This is a genomic window from Agrobacterium sp. 16-2014-1-2a, from assembly GCF_053522705.1.
This window is the reverse complement of the sequence record NZ_JBNWBX010000002.1, coordinates 467046-483682: the sequence shown is the minus strand read 5'-3', so window position 1 is coordinate 483682 and position 16637 is coordinate 467046. Positions and strand designations below refer to the sequence as shown.

The window sequence follows — 16637 nt, the reverse complement described above, 5'->3', positions numbered from 1 at the left end:
TCTGACGTTTCAGCGTTTTAAATCCGTCGCCTGAATCAGTCTCTCAATCTTGAGGCTACGTCCTCGCACACGCTGCGGTCCCTGTCGCACCAGCCGATCACATTGTCCGCATTATTTCTTTTTTAGCATTCCAAAAGAACAAAAATTGCGTTAACGCAGTCAATGCCTCCCAAGGCATGACATGCAATCATCCAAAAATGGGACCAAAACCATGACTGACGCGATATCTCAGGTATCGCCGACAGCTGGCAATTCGAACGTTGTAAAGACAAATTCGCCTGCACGAGTTCTCACTGCCAGCCTGGTCGGCACGACCATCGAGTTTTTCGATTTTTACGTTTACGCCACGGCCGCAGTGCTCGTGTTTCCGACATTGTTCTTCCCGAACAATGATCCGATGACGGCACTTCTGGCATCCTTCGCCACCTTCTCCATCGCCTTTTTCGCCCGCCCGCTCGGCGCCGTCGTTTTCGGCCATTATGGTGACCGCGTCGGCCGTAAAGCTACGCTTGTCGCCGCTCTGCTGACCATGGGCGTATCGACGGTCGTGATCGGCCTTCTGCCGTCCTATGAGACAGCCGGTGTTCTGGCACCTCTGTTGCTGGCGCTTTGCCGCTTCGGTCAGGGCTTCGGTCTTGGCGGAGAATGGGGTGGCGCGGTCCTGCTGGCCACGGAAAACGCTCCTCCCGGCAAGCGCAGCTGGTACGGGATGTTTCCGCAGCTCGGCGCGCCCGTCGGTCTGTTCCTCTCCTCCGGCGTCTTCTGGATCCTGCTGCACTTCATGTCGCAGGAAGCGCTTCTGAGCTGGGGCTGGCGCATTCCCTTCGTCGCTTCGATCATCCTGATCGCGGTTGGCATGTGGGTTCGTCTGTCGATCACCGAAACGCCTGCCTTCCAGAAGGCAATCGAAAAGGAAGAACGTGTTGCCGTGCCGGTCGTGGAACTGTTCCGCAACCACAAGCGCAGCCTCGCGCTCGGCACTTTCGTGGCGCTGGCTACCTTCGTGCTGTTCTATATCGGTACCGCCTATCTGCTGTCCTACAACGTCAAGGTTCTGAAAATCCCGTTCCTCGACGCACTCGAAGTGCAGATCATGGGCTCCATCGTTTTCGGCATCTTCATCCCGATCGCCGGCAAGCTCGCTGAGCGCTTCGGCCGTCGCGAAATCCTGATCCTGACGACGGTGCTGATCGGCCTGTTCTCGTTCCTGCTGCCTACCCTGATGACAGGCGGCGAAGGTTCGATCTTCATCTTCGCGGCTCTTGCGATGACGCTGATGGGCATGACCTACGGCCTGATTGGAACGGCGCTTGCCGCCCCCTTCCCGACAAGGGTGCGCTACACCGGCTCGTCCATCACCTTCAACATGGCCGGCATCTTCGGCGCATCGCTGGCACCCTACATCGCCACATGGCTGCAGGTGAATTACGGCATGGGATATGTCGGATATTACCTCTGCGTATCCGCCCTCATCACGCTCGCCTGCATTCTTTTGTCCCGCAAGGATGAAGTCTGAGCGACAGGCCACTAAAAGATCGAGGCCGCGGAATCACCTTTCGCGGCCTTTTTTCGTCTGTGATGATCCTCAAGCGATAATTTGACGGCCACCTTTCGCGCCCGACGAACAGATGCGATTACGCCCGCTACGTTTCGCCTCGTAGAGCGCCATATCCGCATTGTGCATGACCTTCTCAAAAATCTCCCTGTTCCCGCGCAAGGCCACACCTATCGAGATGGTGGTCCTGATCTGCAAATCCTGAAAATGAACCGTTGTCGTCGCGATCTTCTCACGGATGCCTTCGCACTGTTCCAGGAACCGGTCCGGGGCAAGGGTGTGGACAACGACAAACTCTTCACCGCCCATCCGCGCCACATGAGCGGCTTCATCGAAACCTTCCCGAATTGTCTTAGCGACACTGGAGATAACCATGTCACCAGCCAAATGGCCGTAGCTGTCATTCACGGACTTAAAATGATCAATGTCGATAAATGCGACGCAATATGGCGTGCTCAGGTGAACGCAATTCGAATAAAGACCTAGCCGGTTGTGAAGACCTGTCAGAGCATCAGTCTGGCTGAGCTGCGCAAAACGCTCGTGTGACTGGATCAGTAACTGCATCTGCCTCGCATTGAGCCAGCAAATTAAAAAACCGACGGTGAAAGAGATTGTCGTACTAAGGACCAGGCCGATTGTGAGCCCATTGCTCAAGTCCGAGACCAGGTCCAACTGCGCCATCGTCAGGATCGCAACGACACAGATAACGGCGGCTATGGAAGCGATCAGGCAAGCCAATCGAAATGATGACTGTACCGGGTCAAGCCGACGCCATCCATCCGGTGTCGCCACGGTGAATGTCGTTATCGCGACGAGTTCGCTTAAAAAACGTGACAGCTGTCCGCTTACGCGATCGGCAATGTAAATGCTCATAAATATCACCCAAGCAGTAGAGTGGCGCAACGCTGCCTCTCCCGTAATCTAAATACTGCTTATAGATAAAAACTATTGATCGACCGTTACCCTTCGCCAAGGATGATATGAAACAAAAACTCCTGGCCGCTTGGTGCTGCCAGGAGAGATATGAAACGGCTAACGCAGTTGCTCATGGCAATCGCGAGGCATCGCAAATTTCAGGCGCCGAGGAAGGGCTCCACTTCACGACCCGGCATGAATAGCCCAAGCCGTTTGATTTCCCACTCCAGCCGAATGCCCGACTTCTCGAACACGCGCTTGCGAATGGTCTCGCCCAGATACTCCAGATCGTAACCGGTCGCATGGCCGGTATTGATCATGAAATTGCAATGCAGCGATGACATCTGCGCACCGCCGATGACCAGACCGCGACCGCCCGCTTCGTCGATCAGCTCCCAGGCGGAATGACCTTCGGGGTTCTTGAAGGTTGATCCACCGGTCTGTTCACGGATCGGCTGCACGGTTTCGCGGTGGTGACGTACGGCGTCCATATCGGCGCGGATCTTCGCGCGGTCTTCCGGATAACCCTCAAACAGGGCGCCGGTGAAGATCAGACCAGCATCGGCGCCGGAGTGGCGATAGCTGTAATCCATATCCGCATTGGAGAGCACATGCTGGTTGCCCTGACGGTCCACCGCATAAACCTCCACGACACGCTCACGCGTTTCACCGCCGTTGGCGCCCGCATTCATGCGCAGAGCGCCGCCGATGGAGCCGGGAATACCGTAATAGAAATGGAAACCGCCAATGCCATTATCCATGGCCATCGCGGCAATATGCTTGTCCGGGCAGATCGCACCTGCCTTGATGCGGTTTTCACCCGAAAGCTCCACCGAGCCGAAACCTTTGGCGGAAAGACGGACGACGACACCTGGAATGCCGCCATCGCGCACCAGAAGGTTCGAGCCGACACCGACCACGGTCAACGGCACGTCCTCCGGAAGGATTTTCAGGAATGTAACCAGATCGTCGGTATCGTGCGGCTGGAACATGACTTCCGCAAGACCGCCGGCTCTGAACCACGTCACGCGGTCCATGGGCGCATCCGGTGTCAGACGTCCCCGCAATTCCTTTACCCCGTCGCCGAGCCTCCCCAGCAATTTAACCCCATCGACCTGTCTCATTCAGACTTTCCTGATATGCTCTTCAATTCCGAAGGCAGCGCTGCCGCCCATTGCGTGATATTTCCGGCCCCCAAGAGAACCACGAAATCGCCCGGATTCGCAATGCCTGCAACCACTGACGCGAGATCTTCCCGTTTTTCGAGAAAACGGGCATCGCGATGGCCGGCAGCCTTGATTGCGGAGACCAGCGCTTCCGAGCTTGCGCCCTCGATCGGATCTTCGCCCGCTGCATAGACCGGAGCAAGAATAATCGTATCGGCATCGTTAAAACAATGCGCGAAATCATCGAACAGGCTGGAAAGGCGGCTGTAGCGGTGCGGCTGATGCACGGCGATGATGCGGCCCTTGCAGGCTTCGCGCGCAGCCGCGAGCACAGCCTTGATCTCAACCGGATGGTGGCCGTAATCGTCGAAGACCTGCACGCCATTGGCTTCGCCCGTCAGCGTGAAACGACGCTTGACGCCGGCAAAGGAGGCGAGGCCCTTCTTGATGTCCGCTTCCGAAATACCGAGACGATTGGCGACGGCAATCGCAGCCGTTGCGTTCGAAACATTGTGGCGACCGGGCATCGGTAGGACGAGATCGGTGAAGGAGAATATCTTGCCGGTGCGGCGCCGGCGAATTTCCACATCGAAGATAGACCGCGTGCCATCGATGCGCACATTCGAAAACCGCACGTCGGCCTGTGGGTTCTCACCATAGGTGATGACCTTACGGTCTTCGATACGCCCAACCAAAGCCTGCACCTCGGGATGGTCGAGACACATGACGCCGAAGCCGTAGAACGGAACATTCTCCACGAATTGCCGGAAAGCAGAGCGCACGGCGTCGAAATTGCCGTAGTGGTCAAGATGTTCCGGGTCGATATTGGTGATCACGGCCACATCGGCCGGAAGCTTCAGGAATGTGCCATCGGATTCATCGGCCTCCACCACCATCCACTCGCCCTCGCCCATGCGGGCGTTGGTGCCATAGGCGTTGATGATGCCGCCGTTGATCACGGTCGGGTCGAGATTGCCGGCTTCCAGCAGGGTCGCGACCATCGAAGTTGTCGTGGTCTTGCCGTGCGTGCCACCGATGGCAATGGCGTTGCGGAAACGCATCAACTCGGCCAGCATTTCGGCACGGCGAACGATCGGCAGGTGTTTTTCCCGCGCGGCGATCAGCTCCGGATTGTTCTTCTTGATCGCGGTGGAAACGACCACGACCTCGGCATCACCGAGATTATCCGCCGTGTGGCCGACGAAGACCTCGATGCCCTTGTCGCGCAGACGCTGCACATTGGCGCTGTCGGCCTGGTCGGAGCCCTGTACGCGATGACCGAGATTGTGAAGCACTTCGGCAATGCCGCTCATGCCGATCCCGCCTATGCCGATGAAATGGACAAGGCCTATGGCTTTCGGCATCTTCATGCCTCAACTCCTTCAATGTTCTTCTTGAATTCCTGTACGGACTTTCCGCTCGCAATCGCCTCGACCAGATCGGCCAGCACATCCGCCGCATGCGGTTTTCCTGTCGCCTTGGCCGCCGCCGCCGTTGCGGACAACCGATCCGGCTCGGACAGCGCCGAGGACAGAAGGCCGGAAAGCTTCTGCGGCGACAGTTCCGACTGCTTGATAACGCTTGCACCGCCGGCTGCCGAAAGCGCTGCCGCATTGGCCGCCTGATCGTGATCCAGCGCATGCGGATAAGGCACAAGGATCGAGGGTCGGCCGATGACCGAAAGCTCCGATACCGTCGACGCACCCGAACGGCTGATGACCAGATCGGCCTCACCGATGCGCGAGGCCATATCGCCGAAGAAAGGCGAGACATCCGCCTTCACGCCCAGCTTCTGATACGAGGAGATCACACTGTCCTTGTCTTCGGGGCGCGCCTGCTGGGTCACGACGATGCGCTTGCGCTGCTCGTCCTTCAACAGGCAGATCGCCGCGGGAACCGCGCTGGAAAAGAACTGCGCTCCCTGGCTGCCGCCGAAAACCACGAGCTGGAACGTCTCGCCGGTCTGTGAAGGCGTATAGGGTATCTCTGACGCCGCCAGCACCGCCGGGCGCACGGGATTGCCGGTCGCAACCGTCTTGTCGGAATATTGGCCGTTGGCGGGCGGCAGAAAACCGCCGGCAATCGCCTTCACACGGGCCGCCAGCGCCTTGTTGGCTCGACCCATCACCGCATTCTGCTCGTGAATGATCGATGGCACGCCAAGCCCGGTCGAGGCAAGCAGCGGCGGCACGGTGGGATAACCGCCAAAGCCGACGACCGCAACCGGCTTCAGCTTCGTGATCAGCCGGCGCGCTGAACGCAGCCCTGTCCACAGCTTCCACAGCGAACGCGCCACGGAAATCGGGTTTTTCGAACCAATGGTGGCGGATGGAACGACGTGAATTTCTTCCGCCGGAAACTTTCCCGCATAACGCTCGGCACGGCTGTCGGTGACCAGATGCACCTGATAACCGCGCGCTTTCAGCGTGTGCGCCAAGGCCTCGGCTGGAAAGACATGGCCGCCGGTACCCCCGGCGGCGAGCAGAACAATACCCTTGCTCATGATCATTTACTCCGCAGGAACGCCGGAACCGACGCGGAAGAAGCTGCGCTCCTGCGCCCTCTTTTCCGGCCTGTGGCGTGTCAGCGCCAGAAGGAAGCCTGCCGTGACGCAGATCGCCATCATCGACGAACCACCATAGGAAATGAGCGGCAGCGTCATGCCCTTGGCGGGCATCAGCTCCAGATTAACGCCGATATTGATCATCGACTGCATGCCGATCTGCAGGACCAGACCGGCCACGGCAAAGCGGCAGAAATCGTCTTTTTCCCTGAAGGCGTGCGAGAGGCCGCGCAACACGATGAAGGCGAAGATCGCCACAAGGAACATGCAGAAAACAATGCCGAATTCTTCCGCCGCCACCGAGAAGATGAAGTCGGTATGGCTGTCGGGAATGATACGCTTGACGATGCCCTCACCCGGGCCGCGACCGAACCAGTCGCCACGAATGATCGCCTCGCGCGCCGTATCCACCTGGAAGGTATCACCCTCACCGGTCCAGAAACGGTCGATACGGCCGGCGACGTGCGGCAGGAGCAGATAGGCGGAGACGATGCCGAGAACGCCGAGGCCGCCGAGCACGATGATCCAGAACCACGGAACACCGGCCATGAAGAACATGCCGCCCCACACCACCGATGTCAGGATGGTCTGGCCAAAGTCGGGCTGGGCGATCAGAAGTGCCGCCACGATACCGAAGGTGATGATAGCGAAGAGGTTGCCGGGAATTTCGGGGTGACGCGCGCGTTCGGCAAACAGCCAGGCGCAGACAATGACGAAGGCGGGCTTCATGAATTCCGATGGCTGGATCGAGAAGCTGCCGATGGAAATCCAGCGTCGTGCGCCCTTGACCTCGATACCGAAGAACAGCGCGAAAATCATCATCAGCAGCGACGCGATCAGCATCATCACCGCCACGCGCCGGACCTGACGCGGCGACAGGAAGGAAAGACCGATCATGATTGCCAGCGAAGGCACCATGAACATCGCCTGACGTTCCACGAAGAAGAAGCTGTTGAGACCGATGCGTTCGGCGACCGCCGGCGATGCCGCAAATGACAGCATCAGGCCGATGCCCATCAGCGCGATGAACGCAGCCAGAAAGAAACGGTCGATGGTCCAGAACCATTCCGCGACCGGACCGCGATCAACTCGGCTTACCATGGCCTCAGCCCCCTTTTCCAGAGTGAACGAGCATCGTCATGCCATCGAGCGCCGCAACCTGCGCGACGAACGAATCACCTCTGATTTCAAAGTTCTTATATTGGTCGAAGCTTGCGCAAGCCGGGGATAACATCACGATATTGCCGGCCGTCGCATCTTTTTCCGCATCCGCCGCCGCATGCTGCACCGCCTTGTCCAGCGTGCCGGATATTTCGTAAGGCACGGCTTCGCCGAGCGTCGCTGCAAATTCCGCCGCCGCCTCGCCGATCAGATAGGCCTTGGCGATGCGCGGAAACAGGGGCGCAAGGCTGGCAATGCCGCCGGCCTTTGGCAGACCGCCCGCGATCCAATAGATGCGCTCATAGCTCGACAAGGCCGGTGCTGCTGCATCGGCATTGGTTGCCTTGCTGTCATTGACGAAAGTGACATTGCCGCGCCGACCGACCGGCTGCATGCGATGTTTTAGGCCGGGGAAGGACTTGAGACCTGCGCGAACGTCCTCTTCGGAAACGCCGACGGCAAGGCATGCGGCAATTGCAGCCGCTGCATTCTGGGCATTGTGGCTGCCGCGAAGCGTCTGGATGCCGTCGAGATCGACCAGCAGCGAGGACTTGCCCCCATGCGCCCGCAGGATGCGGCTGCCTTCGGCATAAAGACCTTCGGAAACGACATTGCGCTTGGAAATGCGCTCCACCTTCACGCCGGCACGCTCGATGCGGTCGGCGATCAGCGTGGAATAGCTGTCATCAACGCCGACAATTGCCGTGCCACTGCCGGCCACAAGCCGTTCCTTGACATCGGCATAATGCTGCATGGTGCCGTGCCGGTCGAGATGGTCGGGCGTCAGATTGAGCAGAATACCGGCCGTCGGATTGATCGTCGGCGCCAGATCGATCTGGTAGGACGAGCATTCAACGACATAGAAACGTTGCGCTTTCGGCGGATCGAGGCTCAGCACGGCAGTGCCGATATTGCCGCCGAGTTGTGTATCGCGGCCCGAAGCCTTGAGGATATGGGCAATCAGTGCGGTCGTCGTGGATTTGCCGTTCGTGCCGGTGATGGCGATGAAGGGGCAATCCGGCGCATGTGCCCGGCGCTCGCGAATGAAAAGCTCGATATCGCCGATAATCTCGACGCCCGCCGCCCGGGCAAGATCGACCGACCAGTGCGGCTTCGGATGCGTCAGCGGCACGCCGGGTGCGAGCACGAAAGACGAAAAGGAATGCCAGTCTATCGTTCGAAGATCAGCCGTCGTTATCCCTTCGGCCTCAGCCTTGGCGACGCTGTCGGGATTATCGTCGAAAGCAACGACATCCGCGCCGCCGGCAACCAGTGCCCGGGCCGTGACGAGGCCCGAACCGCCAAGCCCGAAAAGCGCGACCTTCTTACCTCTGAACGACGAGACCGGGATCATCGCTCACCTCAGCTTCAGCGTAGCGAGGCCGAGCAGCGCCAGACCGACGGAAATGATCCAGAAACGGATGACCACTTGGCTTTCCGTCCAGCCTTTTTTCTCGAAATGATGGTGGATGGGCGCCATCAGGAAAACGCGCCTGCCGGTGCGCTTGAACCAGAAAACCTGGATGATGACCGAGAGCGTTTCCATCACGAACAGGCCGCCGACGATGACCATGACGATCTCGTGCTTGGTGGCGACAGCGATGGAGCCGATGAGGCCGCCGAGCGCCAGCGAACCCGTGTCACCCATGAAGATGGCGGCGGGCGGCGCGTTGAACCACAGGAAGCCGAGACCAGCCCCGACCACCGCGCCGACGATGACAGCGAGCTCACCCGTTCCGGGCACGAAGTTGATCTGCAGGTAATTGGCGAAAACCGCGTTACCGGCGAGATAAGCAATCACGCCGAAGGTGGCGGCTGCAATCATGACAGGCACGATGGCGAGACCATCGAGACCGTCGGTCAGGTTAACCGCATTGCCGGCGCCGACAATCACGAAAGCACCGAACAGCACGAAGAAATAGCCGAGATTGATCACGAGTTCCTTGAAGAACGGAAAGGCGATGGAGCTTCCGAGCGTGCCGCCATGCGGTGCGGAAGCAAGCGCCACCTTCATCATGAAGAACACGGCAATCGCGGCAATCAGGAATTCGATGCCGAGACGGGCTTTGCCGGAAAAGCCCTTGTCGCTCTGCTTCGTCACCTTGAGATAGTCGTCATAAAAGCCGATAGCCCCGAAGCCGAGCGTCACCATCAGAACGGCGACGACGTAGACGTTCGACAGGTCACCCCAGAGGAGCGAACCGCCGAGAATACCGGCAAGGATCATCAGCCCGCCCATGGTCGGCGTGCCAGCCTTCTTGAAATGCGTCTGCGGCCCGTCGGCACGGATTGGCTGGCCCTTGCCCTGGCGCACGCGCAGCGAATTGATGATCGCCGGTCCGAAAAGGAAGACGATCAACGCAGAGGTGAACATCGCCGCACCCGCCCGGAAGGTGATGTACCGGAAGAGGTTGAAGACTTGAATTTTATCCGACAGTTCGACGAGCCAGATCAGCATAATTGCCCTTTCAAAAGGCTATTTCAGACTTGGCGTTCCGTCTCGGGGAATGCCGGATACTTGTCAAGCAGTGCCGCGACAATCTTGCCGAAACCCAGCCCAAGTGACGATTTTACCATCAGCGCATCGCCCGGTTGCACCCATTGCAGGGCAAAATCGGCAAGTTCAGCTGTCGTCGGGAACCAGATGACAGTTACACTGTCCGGAAGCGCATCGCGAAGGGCGGCCATCGCCTCCCCCGCCAGCCAGACATGTTCGATACCACCGGCCAGCAGCGGTCCGGCCAGTTCCTCGTGCAGCTGGGCTGAGAATTCGCCCATCTCCAGCATGTCGCCGAGAACGGCAACGCGACGGCCATAACCCTGCGTTTCTGTTTCCGCAAGCACGGCAATCGCCGCCCGCATGGAGGCGGGGTTGGCGTTGTAGCTCTCATCGATCAGCAGGAAGGAGCCACTTTCAATCGTCAGGCGATGGCGCTGTCCGCGCCCCTTGACTGCCTCGAGCGTTCCGAGCACCTCGAAAGCGCGGTCGAGATTGGCGCCGGTGACGGCAACAGCGCCAAGCACCGCCATGGCGTTGTCGGCAATATGCCTGCCGGGAATGTTCAGGTGCAATTCGCTCGTTTCGCCGTTCAGGATCGCCCAGATGGTCGAGCCCGTGGACGTGCTTTCGAAATCGGCCAGCCGGAAATCGGCCTTGGCATGCTGCCCGAAGGTCAGGATATGCTCGATACCCTGGTCCTGCGCCGCTTCTTCAAGTTGCTCGAACTGGGCGTTGTCACGGTTGAGGATGACGAAGCCGCCCTCCTCCAACCCTTCGAATATCTCCGCCTTGGCGCTCGCGATCTCTTCTATGTTCTTGAAATTGCCCAAATGAGCTGGCGCGATGGTGGTAAGGATCGCGACATGCGGACGTACCATCTTGACCAGCGGACGGATTTCGCCGGAGTGGTTCATACCGATTTCGAAAACGCCGAATTCAGTATCGGCGGGCATGCGCGCCAACGTCAGCGGCACACCCCAGTGATTGTTGAAGGACGCCACCGCCGCATGAACCCGGCCCGAAGGCGCCAGAGCCTGCCGCAACATTTCCTTCGTCGTCGTCTTGCCTACAGAACCGGTCACCGCGATGATCCGCGCCGTGGTCCTTTCACGCGCCGCAATGGCGAGCTTGCCAAGCGCCGCGAGGACATCCTCCACGACGATCATGGGCACGGTCAGGCGGCCGAGGGCCGGCAGCTTGCCTTCGGCGACGACCAGCAGGCCCGCACCATTGGCGACAGCAAAACTCGTATAGTCATGGCCGTCGACCCTATCGCCCTTGATGGCGAAAAATGCTTCACCAGCCTTCACAGTCCGGCTGTCGATGGAAATGCCGGTGATACCGGTCGGCAGGTTCCCGACGGGACGCCCTGCCGTGATGGCGATCATGTCGGCGACTGTCCATAACCAATTCAAATCTTCAATCCTTCCAGCGCGGTACGCACCTGTTCATGATCGGAAAACGGCAGCGTCACGGAACCGACGATCTGCCCCTCTTCATGCCCCTTGCCCGCGACGATCAGCGTATCGCCGTTCGAAAGCAGCGACACCGCATGACGGATCGCCTCTGCCCTGTCGCCAATTTCCAACGCACCCGGCGCAGCCGCCATGACTTCGGAACGGATCGTTGCAGCGTCTTCCGAGCGCGGATTGTCGTCGGTAACGATGACGATGTCGGAAAGACGTGTCGCCACTTCGCCCATGATCGGGCGCTTGCCCTTGTCACGGTCGCCGCCGCAGCCGAAGACGGTGATGATGCGGCCGGAGGTGAAGGGCCTGACCGAGGTCAGAACATTTTCAAGCGCATCCGGCTTGTGGGCATAATCCACATAGGCAAGCGCGCCGTTCTTCGTCTGGCCCACAAGTTCCAGGCGACCGGCGGCACCGATCAGCTTTTCAAGCGCCTTCATGGCCGTTGCGGCGGAAACGCCGGTGGACATGGCAAGACCGGCGGCGACGAGAGCATTGGCTACCTGAAAATCGCCGGCCAGCGGAATGTCGACCTCGTGGATCACGCCGTCATGGTGCACTTCGATCAGCTGCTTGTGACGGAAATGCTCTACACGCTTCAGCGTTAGATAATCGCCCTTCCGGCCAACGGTGCGCACATTGAGGCCTGCATCCGCGGCGGCGCGAATGGCCTTATCCGACCAAGGATCGTCGGCAAAAATGACGGCTGGCGCGCCCTTTTCCATCAGCGTGTCGAACAGCCGCATCTTCGCGGCCATGTAGTCCTCGATGGTCGGGTGATAATCCATGTGATCACGGCCGAGATTGGTGAAACCGGCCGCAGCGAGCTTCACGCCGTCAAGGCGACGCTGGTCGAGGCCGTGGCTCGAAGCTTCCATGGCTGCATGGGTCACACCTTCGGCAGCAAGCTCGGCGAGAAGCGCATGCAGCGTCACCGGATCCGGTGTGGTAAGCGCGCCATAATCTTCGCGGCCGGGAGCGATGACACCCGTCGTGCCGATCTGGGCGGCGGCATGGCCAGCGAAAGCCCAGATTTGCCGCACGAAGGAGGCAACGGAGGTCTTTCCCGCGGTGCCGGTAACGGCGACCATGGTTTCCGGCTGTTTTCCATAAAAACGGGAAGCGGCGAGCGAAAGGTAGAGGCGCGGGTCAGTGACAGCGAGGACCGGCACATCGGCATCCACCGCATGCCCGGAAACGACGGCGACCGCACCCTTGGCGACCGCGTCCTTCACATAGGCCGCGCCATCCGCCTTGGTTCCCGCAACCGCCACGAACAGGCTGCCGGGCGCAGCCTTGCGGCTGTCTGCGGTAATTCCCCCGATTTCGATTGCCCCTATCTCAGACAGGAGCAATTCATTCAATTCCGGAAACGCCGTCCCGGATATATCTCGCAAATTCATCGACTGTGTCCGTCTTGTCCCCCCGGCGCGATTCGCCGGAACACCATAAGCTCTAACAATCAATAAGACACGAGCAAGGCCGAGCCATCCTTGCCGAACTTCGGCTTCACGCCCAGCACTGCCGCTGTGCGGCTGATGATATCGTGCACCATCGGCGCAGCCGAGGTGCCTGCAAGTGCCGCGCCGTTGCCCTTGTCCGTCTTCGGTTCGTCGATGAAGGAGAGCACCACATATTGCGGGTCGTCCATCGGGAAGGCCGAAAGGAAGGCATTGAAGTTCTTGTCATGCACATAACGGCCATTGACGACCTTGTCAGCCGTACCGGTCTTGCCGCCGACATTGAAACCGTCGACGCGCGCATTACGGCCAGAACCGTTGACACCGTTCCATTCGAAAAGGAAGCGCATATCCTTGCTGGCGCCGGGCTTCAGCACCTGTTTTGCGACCTGATCCGCCTGTTCGCGCGTGCGCGGCAGGAATGTCGGCTCGATCAACTTCCCACCATTGACGAGCGCGGCACCGGCAACTGCTGTCTGCAACGGCGTTGTTGAAACGCCGTGGCCGAATGAAATGGTGATCGAGTTGATCTTCTTCCATTCGCGGGGCTGCGAAGGCAGCGCCACTTCAGGCAGTTCGGTCTGCATGCGCGTCAGAAGGCCAAGCCGCGTCAAGAATTCCTTGTGTCCTTCGGTCCCCACGGTGTCGGCGATTTTTGCCGTACCGATGTTCGACGAATACTGGAAAATTTCCGGCACCGAGAGCATGCGGCCCTTGCCGTGGAAGTCCTTGATGGTGAAGCCACCGATGCGGATCGGATAACGCGCGTCGAACATATCGCCCAGGCGGACGCGACCCGAATCGAGACCCATGGCAATGGTGAAGGATTTAAAGGTGGAGCCCATTTCGAACGTGCCGTTCGACATGCGGTTGAGCCATCCTTCTTTGGCACCTTCTGCCGGGTTGTTCGGATCATAATCCGGCACGGAGGCCATAGCGAGCACTTCGCCGGTATGCACATCCAGAACCACAGCCCCCGCGCCGATCGCCTGGAACTTGGTAATGGCCGAGGTCACGACTTCACGCACGATGGACTGGACGCGTAGATCGATGGAAAGCTTCACCGGCTCCAGCGGCTGATCGCTGGTCATGCCGAGCGCCGTCAGATCGGCCAGTCCCTGGCTGTCAACGTAACGTTCCATTCCGGCAACACCGCGATTGTCGATATTGACGTGACCGACAACATGGGCAGCTGTTGGCCCGCCAGGGTAGAAGCGGCGTTTTTCCGGGCGGAAACCGACACCGGGAATGCCGAGCGCCAGGATCTGGCTCTGCTGCTTCGGCGTCAACTGACGGCGCAGCCACTGAAAGCGCGAATTGGAGGAAAGCTTCTGATAGGTGCCGCGCTGGTCGAGATCTGGCAATACAGTGCGCAGCTTCTCGATGGCTTCGTCGATATCGACGATGCGGTGCGGCTCCGCAAACAGCGACACGGTGCGGATATCAGTCGCCAGAACCTCGCCGTTACGATCAAGAAGATCGGGACGTGACGCCATCAGCCGGTCGGCAGGGGCAATGCTCGAAACCGTTTCCTGCTCGGCAAGGCCATATTGCACCAGACGGCCGCCCACGACGCCGTAAAAGGCGATGAAGCCGAAAATGATGAGACCGACGCGGCTTTTCGCCTGGGCCGCCCTCTTCTTGCGAGCGCCCTCGAAAGCAGCATGGTCAGTGTGAATGCCGGTGGTGCTGGCGGAAAAGTGAGCCTTGCTCTTCAGAACCATGACGCGGGAGAGAAAAGACATCAGCGGTCCACCGATCCAGTTATGGTTTCATCCATTTCGCCATCTTCATCGCCTGCGACAGCGGCGACGGCAGGAGCCGGAGCCGCCGTGGGACGGGAAACACGCGCCCGCGGTGTTGGAACAGGAGCGCCATTGGCGGCAATCTGGCCGGCGGGCGGTGATTTTTTCTTGGCAGTTCCGCCAAGCGTAGCGCCCGGCTTGGAGCCGTTGACGGCAGCGGCGATGACATCCGCAACGCTCATGCCTTCCGGCTCGGGCGGCTGCGGCAATTGCGAGCGCAGCATCGGCAATTCGCGCGGCTGCGCCAATTGTGTCGGCAGCGTCGGCGAAAGGCCAAGCTCGTCCTGATAGGCATTCACGAGACGATGAAGGCGGTTCGGCTGCGTCAGCAATGCCCAGTCGGCCCGCAAAAGATCGATCGTGTCTTTTTCGAGCTTGATTTCGGTCTCGAGCTTGCGGACCTGTTCCAGCTTGAGATCGGTTTTGTGCTTGATCGAATAGGTCACCACCGCCGCAGCGACCATGACCCCCATCAACACGACATCGAATGTGCGCAGCATATCAGCCTCCCATCTTTTCAAGGCTGGCGAGATCGGGAAGTTCGAAAATCGAAAAATCTGCCGCCCGGGCAGGTGCCGCCGTGCGCAGGCCGGCGCGCAGCTTGGCCGAACGGGCCCGCGGATTGATCTCCGCCTCCTCGTCGCTTGCAGCGACCATCGGCTTGCCGATATTTTCGAAAATGGCGGGCTTGTCCTCCACCATCGGCAGATGGCGGGAACCCGCCGCCTTTCCGGAACGTTCGGAGAAGAATTTCTTGACGATGCGGTCTTCGAGCGAATGGAACGTGACGACAACCAGCCGGCCGCCGGGCTTCAAGGCCCGCTCGGCAGCAAACAGGGCCTGCGCCAATTCTCCGAGTTCGTCATTGACGAAAACGCGCAGCGCCTGAAACACCCGTGTTGCGGGATGGATCTTGTCTTTAGCCTTGCGCGGCGTAACGATTTCAATGAGGCCCGCCAGATCACGCGTGGTGCGGAAGGGATCTTCCGCCCTCCTCTTTTCAATGGCGCGGGCGATGCGGCCCGGCTGCTTTTCCTCGCCGAGAAAACCGAAGATGCGGATGAGATCGCCGACCTTGGCGCGATTGACGACATCCGCCGCCGAAACGCCGGAGCTGGACATGCGCATGTCGAGAGGACCGTTCTTCTGGAAGGAAAAACCGCGCTCGGCCTCGTCTATCTGCATGGAGGAAACGCCGATATCGAGAACCACGCCGTCAAGACCGCCTTCCGGCGCGTGCCTTGCAAGATCGGAAAATTGCGATTGAATGAGGGTAAGCCTGCCGCCATTTGCAGCAACCATGGCCTGGCCGCCGGCAATCGCGTTAGGATCGCGGTCAAGCGCGATGACATTGGCACCTTGATCGAGAATTGCCTGGGTGTAGCCACCGGCGCCGAAAGTGCCGTCGAGGATGATCTTGCCGGATGCGGGTTCGAGCGCAGCGATCACTTCGCGAAGCAGGACCGGGATGTGACGCTGAGGTCCCTCACCGGCATCAGAAGATCGCCCGCCAGAATTCGCCGCCATTCCGTGTCCCCGTCCTATGCGGGGCGTGCAGCCGAAAAACCGCGCCCCGCTCTTGCTGCCGCCTGCGCCGCCAAAAACGCCTGCGGTTGCCAAAGCTGAAAATGATCCGCTCGTCCAACGAAGGTGACATCGGTGGATATGCCGGTAAATTCCCGGACGAAATCCGTCACCATCAACCGACCTTCCTGATCGAGCTTCATGAAAACGCCGCCGCCGTGTACCAGCAGCGACATTGCGTTCGCCTCCGGCGAGAAGGCATCCATGGACGCGATCTGCCGCTCGTAGCGCTCCAGCAAATCCGGACCGCCGACACTGATTGCCGGAAACGCGAAATCCTGAAGACAATAAAGCTCCTGAATCCCACGCTGTGCCAGCACCGAACGAAACGGAGACGGAACCGAAACGCGCCCCTTGGCGTCGATCCTGTTCGTTACGTTCGATAAAAAGCGGTCCATTACTCAACTCGCCAAAACCGCATTCCGCAAAGCGAATCATCCGCCCCACAGACAACACCGG

The 16637-nt window shown here is 59.6% G+C and carries 14 protein-coding genes; 1 reads left to right on the top strand and 13 read right to left on the bottom strand.

Annotation, left to right across the window (positions count from 1 at the left end; all coding sequences use genetic code 11):
* Nucleotides 1–211 precede the first annotated feature (211 nt).
* The gene (locus tag ACQZ45_RS11130) at nt 212–1516 is read left to right on the top strand and encodes an MFS transporter (RefSeq protein ID WP_112154101.1); all 1305 of its coding nucleotides are present in this window, start codon (nt 212–214) and stop codon (nt 1514–1516) included.
* 69 nt (nt 1517–1585) lie between these two features.
* Here the strand turns inward: ACQZ45_RS11130 and ACQZ45_RS11125 are convergent, their stop codons facing one another.
* The 13 genes from ACQZ45_RS11125 to mraZ all read right to left on the bottom strand — a co-directional run bounded on the left by ACQZ45_RS11125 (nt 1586) and on the right by mraZ (nt 16576).
* Nucleotides 1586–2428 carry a GGDEF domain-containing protein gene (locus tag ACQZ45_RS11125; protein WP_448742245.1) on the bottom strand — a complete coding sequence of 281 codons (843 nt, stop codon included), beginning with the start codon at nt 2426–2428 and terminating at the stop codon, nt 1586–1588.
* Nucleotides 2429–2628: 200 nt separating this feature from the next.
* A complete protein-coding gene (gene murB / locus ACQZ45_RS11120) occupies nt 2629–3594 on the bottom strand; it encodes a UDP-N-acetylmuramate dehydrogenase (RefSeq protein WP_003513214.1) in 966 nt (321 codons plus the stop codon).
* The gene (gene murC / locus ACQZ45_RS11115) at nt 3591–5006 is read right to left on the bottom strand and encodes a UDP-N-acetylmuramate--L-alanine ligase (RefSeq protein ID WP_003513215.1); all 1416 of its coding nucleotides are present in this window, start codon (nt 5004–5006) and stop codon (nt 3591–3593) included. Before murC ends, murB begins: the two co-directional genes overlap by 4 nt.
* Complete coding sequence (gene murG, locus ACQZ45_RS11110) at nt 5003–6139, bottom strand: undecaprenyldiphospho-muramoylpentapeptide beta-N-acetylglucosaminyltransferase (protein WP_013636510.1); 1137 nt, start codon at nt 6137–6139, stop codon at nt 5003–5005. The genes murC and murG overlap by 4 nt, the downstream gene beginning before the upstream one ends.
* 6 nt (nt 6140–6145) lie before the next feature.
* Nucleotides 6146–7300 (bottom strand): putative lipid II flippase FtsW, encoded by a 1155-nt coding sequence (gene ftsW / locus ACQZ45_RS11105; RefSeq protein ID WP_003513223.1) that lies wholly within the window; start codon nt 7298–7300, stop codon nt 6146–6148.
* Between the two features lie 4 nt (nt 7301–7304).
* Entirely contained in the window at nt 7305–8714 is a 1410-nt protein-coding gene (murD, locus tag ACQZ45_RS11100) for a UDP-N-acetylmuramoyl-L-alanine--D-glutamate ligase (protein ID WP_003513225.1), read from the bottom strand.
* A gap of 3 nt (nt 8715–8717) precedes the next feature.
* Nucleotides 8718–9818 (bottom strand): phospho-N-acetylmuramoyl-pentapeptide-transferase, encoded by a 1101-nt coding sequence (gene mraY / locus ACQZ45_RS11095; protein WP_003513226.1) that lies wholly within the window; start codon nt 9816–9818, stop codon nt 8718–8720.
* 23 nt (nt 9819–9841) lie between these two features.
* Nucleotides 9842–11275: a UDP-N-acetylmuramoylalanyl-D-glutamyl-2,6-diaminopimelate--D-alanyl-D-alanine ligase gene (locus ACQZ45_RS11090; protein ID WP_113291178.1), complete on the bottom strand. Its 1434-nt coding sequence runs from the start codon at nt 11273–11275 to the stop codon at nt 9842–9844.
* On the bottom strand, nt 11272–12732 hold the full coding sequence (locus ACQZ45_RS11085; protein WP_013636513.1) for a UDP-N-acetylmuramoyl-L-alanyl-D-glutamate--2,6-diaminopimelate ligase: 1461 nt from the start codon (nt 12730–12732) through the stop codon (nt 11272–11274). The genes ACQZ45_RS11090 and ACQZ45_RS11085 overlap by 4 nt, the downstream gene beginning before the upstream one ends.
* A gap of 59 nt (nt 12733–12791) precedes the next feature.
* A complete protein-coding gene (locus tag ACQZ45_RS11080) occupies nt 12792–14534 on the bottom strand; it encodes a peptidoglycan D,D-transpeptidase FtsI family protein (RefSeq protein WP_003513230.1) in 1743 nt (580 codons plus the stop codon).
* Nucleotides 14534–15094 carry a cell division protein FtsL gene (gene ftsL / locus ACQZ45_RS11075; protein ID WP_019565277.1) on the bottom strand — a complete coding sequence of 187 codons (561 nt, stop codon included), beginning with the start codon at nt 15092–15094 and terminating at the stop codon, nt 14534–14536. The genes ACQZ45_RS11080 and ftsL overlap by 1 nt, the downstream gene beginning before the upstream one ends.
* 1 nt (nt 15095) lies before the next feature.
* Entirely contained in the window at nt 15096–16121 is a 1026-nt protein-coding gene (rsmH, locus tag ACQZ45_RS11070; RefSeq protein WP_113291179.1) for a 16S rRNA (cytosine(1402)-N(4))-methyltransferase RsmH, read from the bottom strand.
* Nucleotides 16122–16135: 14 nt separating this feature from the next.
* Complete coding sequence (gene mraZ / locus ACQZ45_RS11065) at nt 16136–16576, bottom strand: division/cell wall cluster transcriptional repressor MraZ (RefSeq protein WP_003513235.1); 441 nt, start codon at nt 16574–16576, stop codon at nt 16136–16138.
* Between the last annotated feature and the right edge of the window lie 61 nt (nt 16577–16637).